The sequence below is a fragment of the Pantoea sp. BS_8 genome, from assembly GCF_041954965.1.
GTDB classification, from domain to species: Bacteria; Pseudomonadota; Gammaproteobacteria; order Enterobacterales; family Enterobacteriaceae; genus Pantoea; species Pantoea stewartii.
Window position 1 is genome coordinate 166708 of record NZ_JAVAXU010000006.1, and the last position, 18514, is coordinate 185221.

17 protein-coding genes are annotated in these 18514 nt (G+C 55.2%); 11 read left to right on the forward strand and 6 right to left on the reverse strand.

The genetic code is table 11. The annotated features are described in order from the left end of the window. Positions 1–2: 2 nt before the first annotated feature. Both ompR and envZ read left to right on the forward strand, forming a co-directional pair. Positions 3–722 carry a two-component system response regulator OmpR gene (gene ompR, locus RAC65_RS13475; protein WP_001157751.1) on the forward strand — a complete coding sequence of 240 codons (720 nt, stop codon included), beginning with the start codon at positions 3–5 and terminating at the stop codon, positions 720–722. After that, positions 719–2083 carry a two-component system sensor histidine kinase EnvZ gene (gene envZ, locus RAC65_RS13480; protein ID WP_006121011.1) on the forward strand — a complete coding sequence of 455 codons (1365 nt, stop codon included), beginning with the start codon at positions 719–721 and terminating at the stop codon, positions 2081–2083. The genes ompR and envZ overlap by 4 nt, the downstream gene beginning before the upstream one ends. Positions 2084–2119: 36 nt before the next feature. Here the strand turns inward: envZ and pckA are convergent, their stop codons facing one another. From pckA to RAC65_RS13505, 5 genes are all read right to left on the reverse strand, one after another. After that, complete coding sequence (gene pckA / locus RAC65_RS13485; protein ID WP_185200422.1) at positions 2120–3739, reverse strand: phosphoenolpyruvate carboxykinase (ATP); 1620 nt, start codon at positions 3737–3739, stop codon at positions 2120–2122. A 281-nt stretch (positions 3740–4020) separates the two neighbouring features. Beyond that, complete coding sequence (gene hslO / locus RAC65_RS13490) at positions 4021–4887, reverse strand: Hsp33 family molecular chaperone HslO (RefSeq protein ID WP_006121009.1); 867 nt, start codon at positions 4885–4887, stop codon at positions 4021–4023. A gap of 46 nt (positions 4888–4933) precedes the next feature. Further along, entirely contained in the window at positions 4934–5335 is a 402-nt protein-coding gene (gene hslR / locus RAC65_RS13495) for a ribosome-associated heat shock protein Hsp15 (RefSeq protein ID WP_006121008.1), read from the reverse strand. Then, on the reverse strand, positions 5332–5997 hold the full coding sequence (yrfG, locus tag RAC65_RS13500) for a GMP/IMP nucleotidase (RefSeq protein WP_375096810.1): 666 nt from the start codon (positions 5995–5997) through the stop codon (positions 5332–5334). The genes hslR and yrfG overlap by 4 nt, the downstream gene beginning before the upstream one ends. A 57-nt stretch (positions 5998–6054) precedes the next feature. Further along, positions 6055–8190, reverse strand: a complete 2136-nt coding sequence (locus tag RAC65_RS13505) for an intracellular growth attenuator family protein (protein ID WP_033741582.1) — start codon at positions 8188–8190, stop codon at positions 6055–6057. 387 nt (positions 8191–8577) lie between these two features. Here RAC65_RS13505 and nudE point away from each other — a divergent pair, with 387 nt between their 5' ends. Continuing rightward, on the forward strand, positions 8578–9144 hold the full coding sequence (gene nudE, locus RAC65_RS13510; RefSeq protein WP_054686903.1) for an ADP compounds hydrolase NudE: 567 nt from the start codon (positions 8578–8580) through the stop codon (positions 9142–9144). A gap of 62 nt (positions 9145–9206) precedes the next feature. Here the strand turns inward: nudE and mrcA are convergent, their stop codons facing one another. Then, on the reverse strand, positions 9207–11759 hold the full coding sequence (gene mrcA, locus RAC65_RS13515; RefSeq protein WP_039342670.1) for a peptidoglycan glycosyltransferase/peptidoglycan DD-transpeptidase MrcA: 2553 nt from the start codon (positions 11757–11759) through the stop codon (positions 9207–9209). 116 nt (positions 11760–11875) lie between these two features. Here mrcA and pilM point away from each other — a divergent pair, with 116 nt between their 5' ends. From pilM to RAC65_RS13555, 8 genes are all read left to right on the forward strand, one after another. Then, positions 11876–12682, forward strand: a complete 807-nt coding sequence (gene pilM / locus RAC65_RS13520) for a pilus assembly protein PilM (protein WP_375096803.1) — start codon at positions 11876–11878, stop codon at positions 12680–12682. Continuing rightward, complete coding sequence (locus RAC65_RS13525; protein WP_375096804.1) at positions 12682–13224, forward strand: PilN domain-containing protein; 543 nt, start codon at positions 12682–12684, stop codon at positions 13222–13224. Before pilM ends, RAC65_RS13525 begins: the two co-directional genes overlap by 1 nt. Beyond that, complete coding sequence (gene gspM / locus RAC65_RS13530) at positions 13217–13705, forward strand: type II secretion system protein GspM (RefSeq protein ID WP_375096805.1); 489 nt, start codon at positions 13217–13219, stop codon at positions 13703–13705. The genes RAC65_RS13525 and gspM overlap by 8 nt, the downstream gene beginning before the upstream one ends. After that, positions 13692–14087: a HofP DNA utilization family protein gene (locus RAC65_RS13535; protein WP_375096806.1), complete on the forward strand. Its 396-nt coding sequence runs from the start codon at positions 13692–13694 to the stop codon at positions 14085–14087. The genes gspM and RAC65_RS13535 overlap by 14 nt, the downstream gene beginning before the upstream one ends. Then, positions 14023–15294 (forward strand): DNA uptake porin HofQ, encoded by a 1272-nt coding sequence (gene hofQ, locus RAC65_RS13540; protein WP_133745866.1) that lies wholly within the window; start codon positions 14023–14025, stop codon positions 15292–15294. The genes RAC65_RS13535 and hofQ overlap by 65 nt, the downstream gene beginning before the upstream one ends. Positions 15295–15657: 363 nt before the next feature. Next, a complete protein-coding gene (gene aroK, locus RAC65_RS13545) occupies positions 15658–16179 on the forward strand; it encodes a shikimate kinase AroK (protein ID WP_033741572.1) in 522 nt (173 codons plus the stop codon). 38 nt (positions 16180–16217) lie between these two features. Continuing rightward, positions 16218–17306, forward strand: a complete 1089-nt coding sequence (gene aroB, locus RAC65_RS13550; RefSeq protein WP_054632975.1) for a 3-dehydroquinate synthase — start codon at positions 16218–16220, stop codon at positions 17304–17306. A gap of 71 nt (positions 17307–17377) precedes the next feature. Continuing rightward, positions 17378–18433 carry an SPOR domain-containing protein gene (locus tag RAC65_RS13555; RefSeq protein WP_033741569.1) on the forward strand — a complete coding sequence of 352 codons (1056 nt, stop codon included), beginning with the start codon at positions 17378–17380 and terminating at the stop codon, positions 18431–18433. Positions 18434–18514 lie beyond the last annotated feature (81 nt).

Genomic DNA, 18514 nt, shown 5'->3' on the forward strand with positions numbered 1-18514 from the left:
AAATGCAAGAAAACTACAAGATCCTGGTCGTCGATGACGATATGCGTTTACGCGCTCTGCTTGAACGCTACCTTACCGAACAAGGCTTTCAGGTGCGCAGTGTCGCCAACGCCGAGCAGATGGATCGTCTGTTAACCCGCGAATCCTTCCATTTGATGGTGCTGGATCTGATGCTGCCTGGCGAAGATGGGCTGTCGATTTGCCGCCGTCTGCGTAGCCAGAGCAACCCTATGCCTATCATCATGGTCACGGCTAAGGGTGAAGAAGTGGACCGTATCGTGGGGCTGGAAATCGGTGCGGACGACTATATTCCTAAGCCATTCAACCCGCGTGAACTGCTGGCGCGCATTCGTGCCGTGCTGCGTCGTCAGGCCAATGAGCTGCCCGGTGCGCCTTCGCAGGAAGAAGCGGTCATCGCGTTTGGTAAGTTCAAGCTCAACCTGGGCACGCGGGAAATGTTCCGTGAAGATGAACCTATGCCGTTAACCAGCGGCGAATTCGCCGTGCTTAAGGCGCTGGTGAGTCATCCACGTGAGCCGCTGTCGCGCGATAAACTGATGAACCTGGCCCGTGGTCGTGAGTACAGCGCCATGGAGCGTTCCATTGACGTTCAGATCTCTCGCCTGCGCCGCATGGTGGAAGAAGATCCGGCTCACCCACGCTACATCCAGACCGTTTGGGGCCTGGGTTACGTCTTTGTACCGGACGGCAGTAAAGCATGAGGCGGTTGCGCTTCTCGCCACGAAGTTCGTTTGCCCGCACCTTGTTGTTGATCGTTACCTTGCTGTTTGTCAGCCTGGTAACGACCTACCTGGTGGTGCTGAACTTCGCCATTCTTCCCAGCCTGCAACAGTTCAATAAGGTTCTGGCGTATGAAGTCCGTATGCTGATGACGGACCGTCTACAACTGGAAGATGGCACGCAGCTGGAAGTGCCACCCGCGTTTCGCCGCGAAATCTATCGTGAACTGGGTATTTCGCTCTATACCAATGCGGCAGCAGAGGAGAGCGGACTGCGCTGGGCACAGCACTATAAGTTCCTCAGCGATCAGATGGGGCAGCAGCTTGGTGGCCCGACCGATGTGCGCGTCGAGGTCAATAAAAACTCCCCGGTTGTCTGGTTAAAGACCTGGCTGTCGCCCGATATCTGGGTGCGCGTGCCGCTGACTGAAATTCACCAGGGTGATTTCTCGCCGCTGTTCCGCTATACCCTGGCGATAATGTTGCTGGCGATCGGCGGGGCCTGGCTATTTATCCGTATACAAAACCGCCCGCTGGTGGACCTGGAACACGCCGCACTGCAGGTCGGCAAAGGCATTATCCCGCCGCCACTGCGTGAGTATGGCGCGTCAGAAGTGCGCTCGGTCACGCGCGCGTTCAACCAGATGGCGGCAGGGGTTAAACAGCTCGCTGACGACAGAACGTTGCTCATGGCGGGCGTCAGCCACGATTTACGTACGCCGTTGACCCGTATTCGCCTCGCCACAGAGATGATGAACGAGCAGGATGGCTATCTGGCCGAATCGATCAATAAAGACATCGAAGAGTGCAATGCCATCATCGAGCAGTTCATTGACTACCTGCGCACCGGTCAGGAAATGCAGACCGAACTGGCCGACCTGAACAGCGTTTTGGGTGAAGTGGTGGCCGCAGAAAGCGGTTACGAGCGTGAAATCGAAAATGCGGTGATGGCGGAAGAGTTGATGCTGGAGATTAATCCCCTTTCCATTAAACGTGCGCTGGCTAACCTGGTGGTGAACGCAGCACGTTATGGAAATGGCTGGATCAAGGTCAGCAGCGGTCGGGAACTGCATCGCGCCTGGTTCCAGGTTGAAGACGATGGCCCGGGTATTAAACCCGATCAACTGGCCCATCTGTTCCAGCCCTTTGTGCGCGGTGACAGTGCGCGTAGCACCAGCGGTACCGGTCTGGGACTGGCTATCGTGCAGCGTATTATCGATGCACATCAGGGTTCGCTGGAAATTGGCGACAGTGAGCGGGGAGGATTACGCATCCGTGCCTGGCTGCCGTTAGCAGAAACTCCGGAAGCGGTTCAAAACAGCGGCAATCTTTCGCTGAGCTAAAAAAACGGCGCGGTGGTTCAGGCCGCGCCGTGGCGATTAGCGCTGTGGACCGGCTTTAACCAACGCGGCACCTGCCGCATTATCGATATACTTCTCAAAGTTAGTGATAAAACGCTGGGCCAAATCATCCGCCGCAGCGTGCCACTTCGCTTCACTTTCCCAGCTACGACGTGGATCCAGGGTGTCTTCATCCAGATCGCCCAGGGTTTTAGGGACCTGAAGGTTGAATACCGGCAGCGTTTCCGTTGGCGCATCATCCAGCTCACCGGCCAGAATCGCGTTGATAATGGCGCGGGTATTTTTCAGCGAAATGCGTTTTCCACTGCCGTTCCAGCCGGTGTTAACCAGATAAGCCTGCGCACCGGCCGCTTCCATGCGTTTCACCAGCACTTCTGCATACTGCGTGGGGTGCAGTGTCAGGAAGGCGGCACCAAAGCAGGCTGAGAATGTTGGCGTGGGGGCGGTCACACCGCGTTCCGTGCCGGCAAGCTTGGCGGTGAATCCCGACAGGAAATGGTACTGCGTCTGCTCTGGCGTTAAACGGGAGACCGGAGGCAGTACGCCAAAGGCATCGGCGGTCAGGAAAATCACCTTCTTCGCATGACCTGCTTTGGAAACCGGCTGCACGATATTATCGATGTGATGAATCGGATAGGAGACGCGGGTGTTTTCGGTTTTGCTGTCATCCGCAAAATCGATACTGCCGTCTTCACGCACCACCACGTTTTCCAGCAGCGCATTGCGGCGAATGGCGCGGTAGATTTCGGGTTCGGCCTGCTCAGAAAGATTAATCGTTTTGGCGTAGCAGCCGCCTTCAAAGTTAAACACGCCGTCATCGTCCCAGCCGTGTTCATCATCGCCAATAAGCTGGCGATCCGGATCGGTAGACAATGTGGTTTTACCCGTGCCGGACAGACCAAAGAACACCGCCACGTCACCGGCTTTACCCACGTTGGCCGAGCAGTGCATTGACGCAATGCCTTTCAGTGGGAGCAGGTAGTTCATGATTGCGAACAGCCCTTTTTTCATCTCCCCGCCATACCAGGTGCCGCCAATCAGCTGCATCCTTTCCGTCAGGTTAAAGGCCACGAAGTTCTCAGAATGCAGTCCCTGCGCCTGCCAGTCCGGATTGGTGCATTTTGCGCCGTTCATGACCACAAAATCCGGCGTGAAGTTATCCAGTTCGGCAGCGCTGGGCTGGATAAACATGTTTTTCACAAAGTGTGCCTGCCAGGCCACTTCGGTAATAAAGCGTACGCTCAGGCGTGAGTCAGGATTGGCACCGCAGAAGGCATCCACAATAAACAGACGCTTACCTGAAAGCTGCTGCGTCACGCATTTTTTCAGCGCTTGCCAGGTTTCCTGCGACAGAGGCTGGTTATCGTTTTTTCCGGTGCCTTGATCGTTCCACCACAACGTATCGCGCGTGGTGTCATCCCGGACGATGTACTTATCCTTAGGCGAGCGCCCGGTAAACACCCCGGTATCGACTGCGATTGCGCCGCTTTGCGTCAGGGTGCCACGCTCAAAACCTTCGAGCTCCGGGCGCATCTCTTCCTGAAATAACGTGTCGTAATCAGGGTTGTGAACCACCTCAGTGGTATCGGTGATGCCCAGATCGGCAAGGGCTTTCGAGGTCAGGCCGTTAACGCGCATTTTACTGCTCCTTAAATCGGTGTCTGTTCTGTACGGGCAAAAAGAGTTTGGGATCGTGTCGGTCAAAGGCCGCCCGGTCAGGCGAGGAGACAGATCGCGCGCAGTGTACTCTACTGAGTCTGAGGGGGAAGGTATGTTCTTTTAAAAATGCGACTCAGGGCGCGTTAAGGTCGTGTTTCGAACGTTTTTAAGATGTTAAGAAAGTAAAAAAAGATAATTTATCAAGTAAATTAAGGGCATAGCAAAGCAGAGGTGAGGGCGGCAGAACCGCCCTGGTCGGATCAGTGAAGACGGTTGCTGTTTTCCACGGAGTTGCTGCGGATACCGGCAATATCGACAGCATCGAAAACATAATGCGATCCGCAATAGTCGCAATGCATATCGATTTTGCCGTCTTCGGCAATAATCTCATCGACTTCTTCCTGCGGCAGCGTTTTCAGGACCTCGCCGCAACGTTCGCGCGAGCAGGTACATTTGTAGATCACCGGCTGGGGATCGTAAACGGTCACTTCTTCCTGATGGTACAGTCGCCAGAGCACATCAGTTGCCGGCAGGTCGATCAATTCTTCTGTTTTAATCGTCTCTGTCAACGTAGCGAGATGGTCGAAATCCTCTTTATCCGTGTCCTGTGCGGGCAGAACCTGTAACAGAATCCCGGCGGCGCCTGCATCGCTGGTGCGGATAAACAGTCGGGTTGGCAGCTGTTCTGAACGCATGAAGTAATCTTCCAGGCATTCGCTCAGCGTGTCACCTTCCAGACCGACCACGCCCTGATAGCGCTCACCTTTTTCTGGCGTAATCGTAATCACCAGATAGCCGTTGCCCACCATGCTCTTAAGCGTGCTGTCGTCAGGGATCTCGCCTTTCATTCGCGCGACACCGCGTAATTCCTGCTGATTATTCCCATTGATCACGGCCAGCGTCAGCGGACCATCGCCCTGCAACTGCACGGTGATCTCACCATCAAATTTCAGCGTCGCGGTAAGCAGGCTGGTTGCCACCAGTAACTCACCCAGCAGGGTTTGCACAGCGGGTGGATAATCGTGGTTTTTAATGGTTTCACGCCAGGTGTTTGAAACGTTGACCAGTTCGCCGCGAACAGCAGCATTTTCAAACAGATAACGGCGCAGTTGATCGTTTACAGACATAATTTTTCTCTCTTTGGGCGGGCGGTGAGCGGCATCAAGGCCTGTCTTACTCATCACCCGATAACTTAAATTTCATCAAATCGCGGCGCTCTTTTTTGTCAGGCCGGCGATCGGGATGGGGCATAGTCAGCGCATTCATTTTGCGCGCCAGCGCCATTTTTTCGCGCTTCTCAATGCTGGCGTCCGTTTCACGATAAAGCTGCTGCGCTTCACTGGCCGGGCGCCGCTGTTCGCTGATCCCGGTAATTACGACGGTACGTTCATCATTGCCCTGGCGCAGTGTTAGCTCCGCATCACGTTCAACCAGCTTACTTGGTTTGCTGCGCTGACCATTGTAATGAACCTTACCGCCTTCAATCATCTCGCGTGCAATGGAACGGGTTTTATAGAACCGCGCCGCCCAAAGCCATTTATCAAGACGAACACCGTCTTCAGATTTTTCTTTCATAGCTGCTCCCAGGCCTGGATCACTGTGCGGTAATGGCTTATTGCATAGTGACGCTGAAAGGGTTGTTCGGGACGACCGGAATCAGGATTACGGATGCCTAAACACCAGCCGATTCCCCAGGATTTAGCGACATCAAGAAGGATTTCGTTGTCATCAATGAACAATGTTCGTGATGCATCAAAGCCCGTGTGTTGCGCGACCGCCTGCCACAAACGTTGATCTTCTTTCGGATAGCCAAAGGTATGGGTGGAAAGTAATAAATCAAGGTGTGGTGCTAAACCTGTTTGTCGTTGTTTAACGTCCAGATTCCAGGGATGCGCATTGGTCAGCAGAATAGTGCGCTTACCTGCGCGCCGCAGCATCTGCAGAAAAGGCAGCGTATCGGGCCGTAAGCGGACGCGATGACGGTGTGCCCAGAGCATCGCGTGGATATCCAGTTGCAGGGCCTCTGACCAGTAGTCCAGACAATACCAGTTTAGCGTATGGGACACGGCCTGATATTTTTCTTCCATCAACTGCCGCGCGTGTTTGACAGGGATGCCCCGATGCGCGCTCAGCGCATCCGGCACCTGTTCCCGCCAAAAGACGCGGTCAAACGCCAGATCCAGTAACGTGCCGTCCATATCCAACAGCACGGTATCAATATCAGAACCGTTACACATCATGGCGGATTTACCCATTGCCTTTTCGCGCAACAGGGTAGCACAGTTGCAGGCCGGTCAGAATACGGAGCGCACGCCCTGTATAGTGCTGAGGGAAGGGTTAAAGCACGTGTCGTAGTATTGCTGAATCGCGAGCATACGCTGACGATTCAGATGCATACGACGCAGTGCCAGCAGGCCGTTAGTCAGGCCACAGGCCAGGAGCACGATTAACAGCAAGGCGGCACCGAGATAGCGCCATTTTGCCATCGCATCAGGTTCATTATGCAGGGCGATATGGCGCGTGCCGTTGGCATCTGTGTAGATGTTCGTAATGATGCCCGTCGCGCTGAACGGCGTGTGCAACAGCAGTGAGGACAGACGTTGCAGCTCCTGCCATTGTGAGGCCGCATCCAGATCAAACAAGGGAACCGCGGGCTGAGGCTGGTTGACTAACTGATGCCCTTCGTCGCTGACAATCACAAACCCGCCCGGCGGTGGGCTGTTGAGATTTTCTGTGGCACGACGCGTTTCACGATAAAAGAAGGTCGAGGTCGCGGTGTGCACCAGATTTTCCAGCGCTTCCGCGCTGACAGGGCGCAGCAGCACATTCATCCCGTTAAGTTGACCGGAATCGGCGCGGCTGACTAATGTGTCCCAGTCTTTGGCATTGCCCAAATTCACCAACGCGTTTTTCAGCCGAACACAGTCCTGTGCCTGGCTGCACAGCGCCTGCGTTTTCAACACCAGATCGGAAAAGTCATCCAGCAAAATCATGCCTGATTTCTGAATCGCAGACGCTAACTGCGGATTCAGTTTGGGGTCCGTATTGGTTTCGGGATGCAGCTGTTTTGTGGTGGTTTCCAGAAGCGCGGAGGCTTTCTCAATAATATCTGAGTGAGGCAGTGGCAGAGGCGTAGCGTTATTCCAGTAGATCTGCGAGCAGTCGAACGGCATGTAGATATAAGTGCGATTGCTTTGATAATTGCCCGGCACGGCACACATGCCGGTCCCGGTAACCTTCAGGCTGTCACCCACTTTCAAATCTTCACGACTCAGTTGATTGACGCTACTGACATCAAGGCTGTCAGTACCTTTTACCCATGCAAGGCTGAGCTTGATGGGCATACTGAGCGGTATCCAGGTGAGTAAGAAGGCCAGAACAATAAAGGCACCGCAGGCCAGAACGACATTTTTCCGCCAGCGCTGAAGCGGAAAGTTTTTTACCTCGTCCTGCAAAGAAAGAAAACGCCCCTGACGCACCACCTGACGGTTAAGATAAATTTCGACGTCTGTAACCTGCCCCAGGTCGTGTGCGACGTAAGGCTGCCAGTGCGCAGGATAAATCAGGTCGATAATTCCCAGCGTGATGTTGCTCTGCTCTTGATTGGACTCGCCAAACAAGCCCCAGCGTTTTGGCGCGCCGCGCAGGCAGTGGATCTCACGCAGACCATTTTCACCGGGAATCCGGTACATTAACCACAGACTTGCGACGACCATCGCGCTGGCAATCACCACCAGCCAGATCATCAGACTTGTAGGTAATAACAAACCAATAAAAAACATCATCAACGCAAACGAGATGATAACGGCCTCGCGCGTGCCATCCGGGCGGGACAGTCGATACTCTTCCAGGGTTTCTTTGCGCACCCGAACTAACTCAACGTTTTCGCTTTCGGCCTTACGGATAGAGGCATTTGTGGATGCCGGACGTATCAGATTAGGCAGTGACTGCTGATCAATCGCGTAATCCACCAGCGAGTGGCCGTTTAACGAAATGATGAGTGGGATCGATTGCGTACGGATCAACTCAACGTAATTTTCATCGGTGATGTACTGTTCCCACAGCGGCGGCAAATGGACTTCAACTTCATCCAGATAGTAGCGCCACTTATGCGGATCGTCGGTGGAAAGCCCATAGCGGGTAATCGCGCGGGTAACCGGATAAACATTATTGCTCTGGGCGGTCAGCACCAGCTTTTCGTGCCGACGACGGGATTCACCAGGGCTGAGGATACGGGGTTGTTTTTCCAGGGCGGCAAGATACTGCTCTACGGCTCTGCGCTCTCTTTCAGTCAGTTTACGGCAGGGCGGGCTGATGAATGGCAACGGTTTCGCCAACGGCGGCCTGCGCCGCATAGCGTACCAAAATCCAATACCTGCCAGAATTGAACAGGTTAGCACTAAGGCCAATATAATAATTATTGTGCTCATGCTTTGCTCAATTCAGCCAAAATACTGCCTTCACTTTAGACTTACGTCCCCAGACGCGCCCCTGATTTCAGGCGATTGATGGGAGGTTAAACAACTCTGACAAGTTTAACAACAAACAAAATTGTACTGTAAATCATTTGATTAGGCGTTATTACAGCACACAGTGCCAGAATAGTAACTATCATGCACATAGTATTGTATCGGCATTGTCTGAATTTTGAAGGCAGATATTGACTAACGCAAATTTTTTGTGCCCGAAATAGAGCCGTTATTGCATAGAGAAAACGTGGGCTGCGTAACCGGATGACGTCATTGAGTCGCACAATGCTCCACGGTTAGGTATGCTAATTCGCTACGGAGTGCTGGCGCAGCAAGTTTGAGGCTGATATGAAAAAGTCGTTAAAAAAACCTGACATCCTCAATGTAGAAACCGTAGCACGTTCACGGTTGTTTACTGTCGAAGCGGTCGACCTGGCCTTCAGCAATGGCGCCCGGCGCATTTATGAACGCATGAAACCGTCGGAACGCGAGGCAGTCATGATTGTGCCCATTATTGATGATCATCTGATTCTGATCGAAGAGTATGCCGTGGGCCTGGAAAGCTATGAACTGGGCTTTCCAAAAGGCTTAATCGATCCGGGTGAAACGGTCAATCAGGCGGCCGACCGTGAACTGAAAGAGGAAGCGGGATTCGGGGCTGGCCAGTTAACTATGCTGGGTAAACTGACGATGGCACCGTCCTATTTTTCCAGCAAGATGAACATCGTGGTTGCAGAAGGGCTTTACCAGGAGAAGCTGGAAGGGGATGAGCCTGAGCCGCTGGTGGTCCACCGTTGGCCGTTAAGCAACATGCTGGCGTTACTGCAGGAGCCTGATTTCCGCGAAGCGCGCAACGTCAGTGCGTTGTTTATGGTGCGTGAGTGGCTGGTGAAGCAGGGCCGTCTGCATTACTGATTGAGCACCAGATTTCCGGGCGGTAAAAAGCGGAGAGGCGGCCAGGCCGCCTCTCACGTTTATCAGAACAGTTCGTGACTTTCGCCATTGTCCATAATGGTCGTACCTGCATCATGAACCGAATATTCGGTTGGCTGTGTTCCGTTGATAAAGTACTCCTGACGTGTGTTTCCTCCGCCATTGGCCAGCTTGCCCGTACTGCGGTCAATGGTCACGGTAACAATGCCCTCAGGCGGCGTTAACGGCTGAACAGGAACACCTTCAAGGGCCACCTTCATAAAGTCATCCCATGCAGGCTGTGCACTCTTCGCCCCGCCTTCATAGCCCGAAATCTGATCGGGAATGGCACCAGAAAGCGTACTGCGACCCAGATCGCGACGCGCATCATCGAAGCCGATCCACACCGAGGTCACCACGCCCGGGCCGTAACCCGAGAACCAGGCATCTTTGGAGCTGTTAGTCGTCCCTGTTTTCCCGCCGATATCATTACGTTTCAGGTCGCGTCCGGCACGCCAGCCGGTGCCCATCCAGCCTGGCTCACCAAAAATATTACTGTTCAGTGCGCTTTTGATCAGGAAGGACAGCGGTGTGTTAATCACGTGCGGCGCATACTGCTGCTCGCCACCCTGCTGAGGCTGGGCGGGCACTTGCTCCAGCTCAGGCTGCGGCACAGCTTGATTTTGCTGTGGGGCGGATGGGGCAACGTTCTCAACGCTTTCCGCATTCAGCGCCAGCGCTTTTTTGGTTTCACCGTAGATCACCGGTAAGTTGCACTGCGGACAGGCAATTCTGGGTTTCTCTTCGAAAACGGTCTGTCCCTGCTCATTTTCGATCTTACTGATGAAATAAGGATCGATGAGGAAGCCGCCGTTAGCCATGACCGAATAGCCCCGCACGACCTGCAGCGGCGTGAACGACGCGGCACCCAGGGCCAGCGATTCGGTATGCACAATATTCTGTGCCGGGAAGCCAAAACGCTGGAGATACTCTGCGGCGTAATCCACGCCCATTGCACGCATGGCACGAACCATGACAACGTTTTTAGACTGCCCCAGCCCCTGACGCAGACGAATCGGACCATCGTAAGTGGGCGGAGAGTTCTTTGGACGCCAGTCCGCACCGGCACCGGCATCCCAGCGAGAAATCGGTACGTCGTTCAGAATGGATGCCAGCGTTAACCCGCGATCCATCGCCGCGGTATACAGGAACGGCTTGATGTTTGAACCCACCTGGCGCAGCGCCTGAGTCGCGCGGTTAAACATGCTCTGGTTGAAGTCAAAGCCCCCGACCAGTGCGCGAACCGCACCGTTATTAGGGTCCAGTGAAACCAGGGCCGAGTTCACATCCGGTACCTGGCCCAGCCACCATGTATCGCCGACCTGGCGTACCCAGATCTGCTGGCCCGGCTGAAGCACCTGTGCAATGCTTTTTGGTGTCGGTCCCTGCACTGTGTCCGATTTAAAGGCACGCGCCCAGCGCACGCCCGCCATCGTCAGTGACACATTGCTGCCATCCTTCATCATGACGGTAGCTTCGTCACTCTGGACATGCGTTACGACGGCCGGATGAAGCGGCCCGTACAGAGGCAGATTTTTTAATGCTTTAACAATCTGCGTTTGCCCCCAGGCTGGCTCGCCGACTTTCCACAGCACGCTGGTAGGGCCACGATAGCCGTGACGCATATCGTAGGCGATGACGTTGTTCTGCACGGCTTCCTGCGCGGATTCCTGCAGACGGCGCGTCACGGTGGTGTAAACCTTGTAACCATCGGTATACGCATTATCGCCATAGCGTTTCACCATTTCCTGGCGCACCATCTCGGTCAGATAGGGCGCGGAGAAGACGATTTTCGGGCCATGATAGCTGGCGACCAGCGGCGCATTACGTGCTTCGTCATATTGCTGCTGGGTGATGTATTTCTGGTCCAGCATACGAGCCAGCACCACATTGCGCCGGGCGACAGCACGACTGTGGGAATACAGGGGGTTAAAGGTCGACGGGGCTTTCGGCAGCCCGGCGATGGTCGCCATTTCACTCAACGACAGCTCGCCAACAGGTTTGCCAAAATACACCTGCGAGGCTGCGCCAACGCCATAAGCCCGGTAGCCGAGATAGATTTTATTCAGGTAAAGCTCAAGAATTTCGTCTTTATTCAGCAACTGCTCAATGCGAATCGCCAGAAAGGCTTCCTTTACCTTACGCATCAGGGAGCGTTCCGGACTGAGGAAAAAGTTACGCGCCAGTTGCTGCGTGATGGTACTGGCCCCCTGGGACGCATGGCCTGAGACCAGCGCAACGCTGGCGGCACGGAAAATCCCGATGGGATCCACACCGTGATGCTCATAGAAGCGGCTGTCTTCCGTCGCAATAAACGCATGGACCATGTCAGGTGGAACCTGCTGCAGGCTGAGCGGAATACGGCGCATTTCACCATACTGGGCGATAAGATCGCCGTCGGCGCTGTAAACCTGCATAGGGGTTTGCAAACGCACATCTTTCAGTGTGTTAACGTCGGGTAACTGGGGCTCTATATATTTGTACAAACCATAAATCGAGCCAGCTCCCAGCAAGATGCAACACACTGCAAGGATTAATAAATACTTTACGAACTTCACCTGAGATTTCCCATCTGTTGTCGTTTGGGCAGTTTATAAGCAACCGCGCAGTAGTATAAAGGCAAGCCAGACGCTTTGATATGTCCATTTTTCCGGACGATAAGGAGATCGCGCGCATGGCTTTTCACACCTGGCAAATTGGACTGGATATTCAGAACCGGCAGTGCTGTGCCCTTGCCATCCTGCGTCGTCGCCGGGGTTGGCAATTATGCCACTGGTGGCAGCAACGGCTGCCGCAAGATACGTTAAGAAACGGTGTGCTGCAATCTTCCCCTGCATTGCTGTCTGTATTAAGCCAGTGGCGTAAGGTGTTACCACGGCGCTATACGTTACGGGTCTGTCTTCCCGCGCACCTGGCACTACAGCAACCGCTTTCTCTGCCTGATCCGCCCTTAAAAGAACCCGCACTGGGCCGCTTTGTCCGGGCATCCGCTCAGCGTCTTTTCCCGGTGGACCCCAGTGAACTGGCCCTGGATTACCGTGTCGATCCCATGCTGGAACGGCTAAGCGTCACGGCTGCACGGCGGGATGTCGTTACGCAGTGGCGGACACCGCTGGAGCAGGCCGGCCTTAAATGCTCTGTGTTTGAACTGGCGACGAACGCACTCAACATCGTCGCAGAACAGGCGCAACTGGCTGCGGGAAGTGTAGTGGTTTTACGTCAGGATGCACGTTACCTGTGGAGCGATGGCGTCAACGCCGCACTTTTTGCCGGAGAGGGCGGTTTTGACGCGCTACGTGAGCAGGCTTTTCCCCACGTGACGTCGCTTTATTATTGTGATGCCGATAACGCATTGCCGCCGGCTGACACGGTGCCGTTCTCTCCCCTGCAAACATTTCGCTATCAACAGCCACCTTTGCCCGCGCATCCGGGGGCCTTCGTCCTGGCCGCCGGGCTGGCGTTGCGGAAAGAGGATTGCTGATGGTCGCTGTGAACCTTCTTCCCTGGCGGCACTGGCGCTGGCAGCGTCAACGGCGTCAGAGCTTACGTATGCTGGCTGTCACGTCAGGACTGGTCGTGCTGCTGGTGGCAGGACAGTGCTGGCGGAACCATAAGGCGCTCAGACGGGTTCAGCGTCAGCATGTCGGCCTCAGTCATGCCCTTAAGGCCGCTGAACAGCAGGTGGTGCAGCAACAGCGACTGCTGAAACAACTGGATGAGGCGCAGCGGCGCCGCCACTGGCTGCACCAGCAGAGCAGGCAGTTTCAGGTCTGGCAGCAACTCTGGCTTGCGTTGCCTGCTTTGCTGCCTGACGGGCTGTGGTTAACGCGACTGGATAAACGGGAAACGTCGTTACAACTGGAGGGCAAAGCGCAGCATATGCAGGAGATTCGCGCCTTTCGTCAGCGCTTAAGCGATGTGGCGCTGTTTTCACAGATCAAACAAGGCAATGTGCAACGCCAGCCTGAAGGGGAGTATCGCTTCGTCTTGCATATTCGCCTTAAGGAGGCGACTAGTGAGTAGCCTTACCAGGCACTGGATGCGGTTAGCTCCACCGCTGCGTTATGGCAGCCTGTTGGCGGGCGCGGTCTGCCTGCTGTGTGTGGCCTGGTGGACCGTGCTACAGCCGCAAAAACGGGTGCTGGCTGATGCCAGGCATCAATGCGTGCAGCAGCAGGTGCACCTGCAACAGCTGCAGCGACAGTTTGCCCGCTATCCCGCCCTTACTGTTTTACAGGCACAACTTCAGCAGATTCAGATGGAAAAGCCAGCCGCGTCATCGACGCTGGAGGCGATCATCGCAGAACGGGGTGCAGCGCTTGAGCAGTGGCTGCCCGATGAACAGCCTCGAGCCCTCACTTTTCATCTGCAATGGGCCCAGTTTCCGCCGTTGTTTTCTGCGCTTTCAACGTCTGCAACGGCGTTTCCTGATCGCTTTCAGTTAACCGCTCATTCTGACTATCTGGTGGCGCAACTCTGGCTGGACGCTGATGAAACCCATTAGTGTTGTTCTGCTGTTACTCAGCTGTGGCGCTGGCGTTGCGCAGGAACGCGATCCGTTTCGTCCCCTTCCTGGCGCGGCCTGCCTGGCGGAGGTTGAACCTCTCAGCGAATGGCGTTTGCAGGGCATCATTGGTCGTGCTCCCCGGTTCCAGGGCTGGCTACTGACGCCACAGGGCAAATCCGTCCACGTCCTGAGCGACCAGCCTTTTCCGTTGTTCCCCTGGCAAACCCTCCGGTTTACTTCCCGTTCGCTTCGGCTATTTATTCCGGGCAGTTGCCCGGCCCAACGTTTCACGTTTCATCTCAAAGGACGCCTGCATGATAAGGATAGCGATTCTGACACTCCTGCTGTTTTGCCAAATCCCCGCTCACGCCAGCCCTGATGAGGGCCTGAGCCTCGCGTTTGATGATGCGCCGATTGAGCGCATTTTACAGGCGCTGGCTGATTACCAGCAGATCAACCTGATGATCTCCCCTGAGGTTAACGGAACGCTGTCACTGCGGCTGGACAACGTCTCCTGGCAACAGGCACTGTCGCTGGTCGCGCGGATGGCGCAACTGACTGTGCTGGAAGAAGATAACGTTCTGCTGGTTTATCCCGAGCGCTGGCAGCAGCAGCGGCGCGAAGCAGAAAAGGTACAACAGGCGGAAGCGCGTCAGCAGCGTCCTTTAATGCAGCGCAGGATCAACCTGCTCTATGCCAGTGCCAGTGAGGTGCACCGCAGCCTGCAAGGGGAACGCCAGTCGCTTATGACATCGCGCGGGAGCGCCTCTGTGGACACGCGCACCAACAGCCTGTTGCTACGCGACATTGAACCGGCGCTGCAAGACACGGAGCGCTGGATTCAGGCGCTGGATGTGCCGCTGGAACAGGTTGAGCTGGCGGCCCATATCGTGACGATTAGTGAAGAGAATCTGCATGAGCTGGGCGTCAACTGGCGACTGTCTGAGGATAGTGAAAGCCTCAGCCGGGCTTTACATCACCCGCTTCTGGCTATTCCCCTGGGGCTGAGCTCGCCCGCTGTTTCGCTGGGCGTCACGTTGTCGCGGACAGGCGGCAGAGTGCTGGATCTGGAGCTCAGTGCGCTGGAGCAGGAAAACCAGGTTGAAATCATCGCCAGCCCACGGCTTTTTACGTCGCATCAGCAAACCGCGTCGATTAAACAGGGCACCGAAATCCCTTATGAAGTCTCAGCCGGTAACAGCGGCGCAACCAGTATCGAATTCAAAGAAGCGGTGCTGGGCATGGAAGTCACGCCCACCGTTTTAGGCAATGGCCGCATTCAGTTGAAAATACGTATCAGCCAGAACGTGCCGGGGCGCGTGGTTCAGACCAGCGCCTCGCAGGTGCTGTCGATTGATAAGCAGGAAATGGAAACGCAGGTGACGGTTAACGACGGGCAAACACTGGCCCTGGGCGGTATTTTCCATCAGCAGCGCACTCAGGGACAAACGCAGGTGCCGTTACTTGGCCGTCTGCCTGTCGTGGGGGGATTATTCCGCCAGCAGGCTGAAGAACATAAAAAACGCGAGCTGGTGATCTTCATGACGCCGCGATTGGTCAGGGAAGCAGCGCTTACGGCACGATAAAACGGAAAATGTGCCCTTAAAGTTTAACTGCGTTGACGCAGGACAGGAATTAGCTTACAAGGTTTAGCGATTTTTAACACGTTGTAAGCGTCTGAGTTGGAAGAACCCGGCAAGCAGATGAGCGAATTCCTCTGTACGCAGTCATGTCACAACGCTTTACTGACGCCTTACAGTTTCGCGAACAACAGGCCAATTCAGAAATGGATGTGCTGTAAGCAATATAATCGGTTGCCAAACAGCCTTGAGTGTTGAGATAATTTTTCGTCTGACTCTTGCTAACGCTCATGAGGTCTCAGTTCCTGTCCCGCCAGTAAAATGCTGAAAGCGGGGTATCATTAACGAATTCTTAGTAATACCGACAAAATGGCAGAGAAACGCAATATCTTTCTGGTTGGGCCGATGGGTGCCGGCAAAAGCACTATTGGCCGTCAGTTGGCTCAGCAACTCAATATGGAGTTCTTCGATTCCGATCAGGAAATTGAGCGACGCACCGGAGCGGATGTGGGCTGGGTTTTTGACGTTGAAGGCGAAGCTGGCTTCCGCGATCGTGAAGAAAAAATCATCAATGAACTGACCGAGAAGCAGGGTATCGTCCTGGCGACCGGCGGTGGCTCCGTAAAATCCCGGGAAACACGTAATCGTCTCTCCGCCCGCGGCGTCGTGGTTTATCTTGAAACCACTATTGAGAAACAACTGGCACGTACGCAGCGTGACAAAAAACGCCCCTTACTGCAGGTCGAGTCGCCACCGCGTGAAGTACTTGAAGCGCTGGCCGCTGAACGCAACCCGCTGTATGAAGAGATCGCCGATGTTACCATCCGCACTGACGATCAAAGTGCAAAAGTGGTGGCGAATCAGATTATCCACATGTTGGAAAAAAGTTGATCCAACGTTTGAAAGCTCTTTGACAGGTATCGAGCATCATGGAGAAGATCACCGTTTCATTGGGGGAACGCAGTTACCCCATCACTATCGCCGCCGGACTGTTTAATGATCCGGCTTCTTTTTGGCCGTTAAAAGCGGGTGATAATGCCATGCTGGTCACGAACGAGACGCTGGCACCGCTTTACCTGGATAAGGTCACGGCGCGGCTAAAGGCGGCGGGAGTGAAGACGGATCAGGTGATTTTGCCCGACGGTGAGCAGCACAAAACGCTGGCGGTGATGGATCAGGTTTTTACCGCCCTCCTGCAAAAGCCCCACGGGCGCGATACCACGCTGGTGGCGCTGGGTGGGGGCGTGATTGGCGATCTTACCGGTTTTGCTGCGGCAAGCTATCAACGTGGTGTGCGGTTCATTCAGGTGCCGACCACGCTGCTGTCTCAGGTTGACTCGTCGGTTGGCGGAAAAACGGCGGTTAACCATCCTCTTGGCAAAAACATGATAGGTGCGTTTTACCAGCCCGCTTCGGTCGTGATTGATACGGAATGTCTCCGGTCACTGCCTCCGCGTGAGCTGGCGTCCGGTCTGGCTGAAGTGATTAAATACGGCATCATTCTGGACGGTGAATTCTTTCACTGGCTTGAGCAAAATCTTGACCGCCTTCTGGCGCTGGATGAAGCCGCGCTGGCCTGGTGCATCCGTCGTTGCTGTGAGCTGAAAGCCGAGGTTGTCGCCGCGGATGAGCGTGAAAACGGTCAGCGCGCATTACTGAATCTGGGTCATACTTTTGGCCATGCCATTGAAGCGCATATGGGCTATGGCAACTGGTTGCATGGTGAAGCGATTGCCGCTGGTATGGTGATGGCGGCGCGAACCGCGCAACGTCTTGGTCAGTTCAGCGAGCAGGATTGCGAACGCGTTATCGCGTTACTGCAGCGCGCCGGTTTGCCGGTACACGGCCCGGTTGAGATGCAGGCCGAAGACTATTTGCCCCATATGATGCGCGATAAAAAAGTGCTGGCGGGCGAATTACGTCTGATACTGCCTTTGGCGATAGGCCGCGCTGAAGTGCGTGGTGGCGTGGCTCATGATATGGTGATGGCGGCAATTAATGACTGCCAGAAATCTTGATATTCAGCAGGTAAGTGGTGACGCGACGCGCGGGTGCGCAGTGCGAACGGCCGCTTTACGGAGGAGGCAAAATGGATGAGTTCAAACCGGATGATGAGTTAAAACCTGACGCCAGTGACCGTCGTCCCTCGCGCCCACGTAAATCGTCCTCTGCGACGAAAGCTCCGGTCTCGCGCCAGCACGTCATGATGGGCGTCGGTATCCTTGTGTTGCTGCTGCTCGTGCTGGGCATTGGCTCAGCGCTCAACGGCGCTGACGACAGCAAATCCGCGTCGTCCTCTACTGACAAAGGCACCGCCACCAGCGGGGCCGCAGGATCGGGCAACGGAAAAAATATTGATCTCAGCGGCTCCACCGCCATGAGCGGCGGTCAGAACGCCACGGGAACAGCACAGCCTTCCACCGGCACTCCGAATGCAGCAGGAGCGGAACCGGCAGCGGGGGCGACAAATGCGCCACGTGATATTTCCATGCCACCGGTTGCATCCACACCCACGCAGGCAGCCCCGGTTGAAACCCCGGCTAATCAGCAACGCATTACATTACCCGGCGACCTGAACAGCGCATTGACCAACCAGCAACAGCAGGTGGATGGCGCCGCACAGGGTGCAGAAGGCAGCAGTTCTCTGCCGACCGCACCCGCTACGGTGAGCGGGAAAGCAGGTGCAGCGGCGAGTCTTCCCGCTACAGGTCGTCAAAACGCCGCGCAGGCACCCGTCACGCCGCGTCATACGCGTGAGCCTGCCAGAACGGCGTCTAAACCCGCAGCCAGCGAGCATAAAACCCACACAACGCCAGCGCACTCCTCCGTGAATAACGCGCCGGCAAAAGCGGCGGGCAGTAGCGCTACGGCCAGCAAATCAGTACCGGGCGGCAACTACACGTTGCAGTTGAGCGGCGCATCTAAAGCGGAAAGCCTGAATGCCTGGGCGAAGAAGCAAAACCTGAGTGCGTACCATGTGTATAAAACCACGCGCAATGGTCAACCCTGGTATGTGCTGGTCAGTGGTTCTTACGCCACGCCGGCCGACGCAAAGCGTGCCGTTGCGACATTGCCTGCAGAGGTACGTGCACAGAATCCCTGGGTGAAACCGGTCAGTCAGGTCAGGAAAGAAGCCAGTCAATAAGTGATGTGGGGCCTGCCCATGCGGGCCCTGTTTTAAGCGCAGATCTGCTGTCGGTTCAACCACAGCCTCACAATAAGATGT

Coding starts and splice junctions, on each gene's coding strand:
- pilM (WP_375096803.1), top strand. CDS start 11,876: ATGGCTTTTCACACCTGGCAAATTGGACTGGATATTCAGAACCGGCAG.
- hofQ (WP_133745866.1), top strand. CDS start 14,023: ATGATAAGGATAGCGATTCTGACACTCCTGCTGTTTTGCCAAATCCCC.
- RAC65_RS13555 (WP_033741569.1), top strand. CDS start 17,378: ATGGATGAGTTCAAACCGGATGATGAGTTAAAACCTGACGCCAGTGAC.
- RAC65_RS13525 (WP_375096804.1), top strand. CDS start 12,682: ATGGTCGCTGTGAACCTTCTTCCCTGGCGGCACTGGCGCTGGCAGCGT.
- ompR (WP_001157751.1), top strand. CDS start 3: ATGCAAGAAAACTACAAGATCCTGGTCGTCGATGACGATATGCGTTTA.
- aroB (WP_054632975.1), top strand. CDS start 16,218: ATGGAGAAGATCACCGTTTCATTGGGGGAACGCAGTTACCCCATCACT.
- hslO (WP_006121009.1), bottom strand. CDS start 4,887: ATGTCTGTAAACGATCAACTGCGCCGTTATCTGTTTGAAAATGCTGCT.
- envZ (WP_006121011.1), top strand. CDS start 719: ATGAGGCGGTTGCGCTTCTCGCCACGAAGTTCGTTTGCCCGCACCTTG.
- nudE (WP_054686903.1), top strand. CDS start 8,578: ATGAAAAAGTCGTTAAAAAAACCTGACATCCTCAATGTAGAAACCGTA.
- yrfG (WP_375096810.1), bottom strand. CDS start 5,997: ATGTGTAACGGTTCTGATATTGATACCGTGCTGTTGGATATGGACGGC.
- RAC65_RS13505 (WP_033741582.1), bottom strand. CDS start 8,190: ATGAGCACAATAATTATTATATTGGCCTTAGTGCTAACCTGTTCAATT.
- hslR (WP_006121008.1), bottom strand. CDS start 5,335: ATGAAAGAAAAATCTGAAGACGGTGTTCGTCTTGATAAATGGCTTTGG.
- aroK (WP_033741572.1), top strand. CDS start 15,658: ATGGCAGAGAAACGCAATATCTTTCTGGTTGGGCCGATGGGTGCCGGC.
- pckA (WP_185200422.1), bottom strand. CDS start 3,739: ATGCGCGTTAACGGCCTGACCTCGAAAGCCCTTGCCGATCTGGGCATC.
- RAC65_RS13535 (WP_375096806.1), top strand. CDS start 13,692: ATGAAACCCATTAGTGTTGTTCTGCTGTTACTCAGCTGTGGCGCTGGC.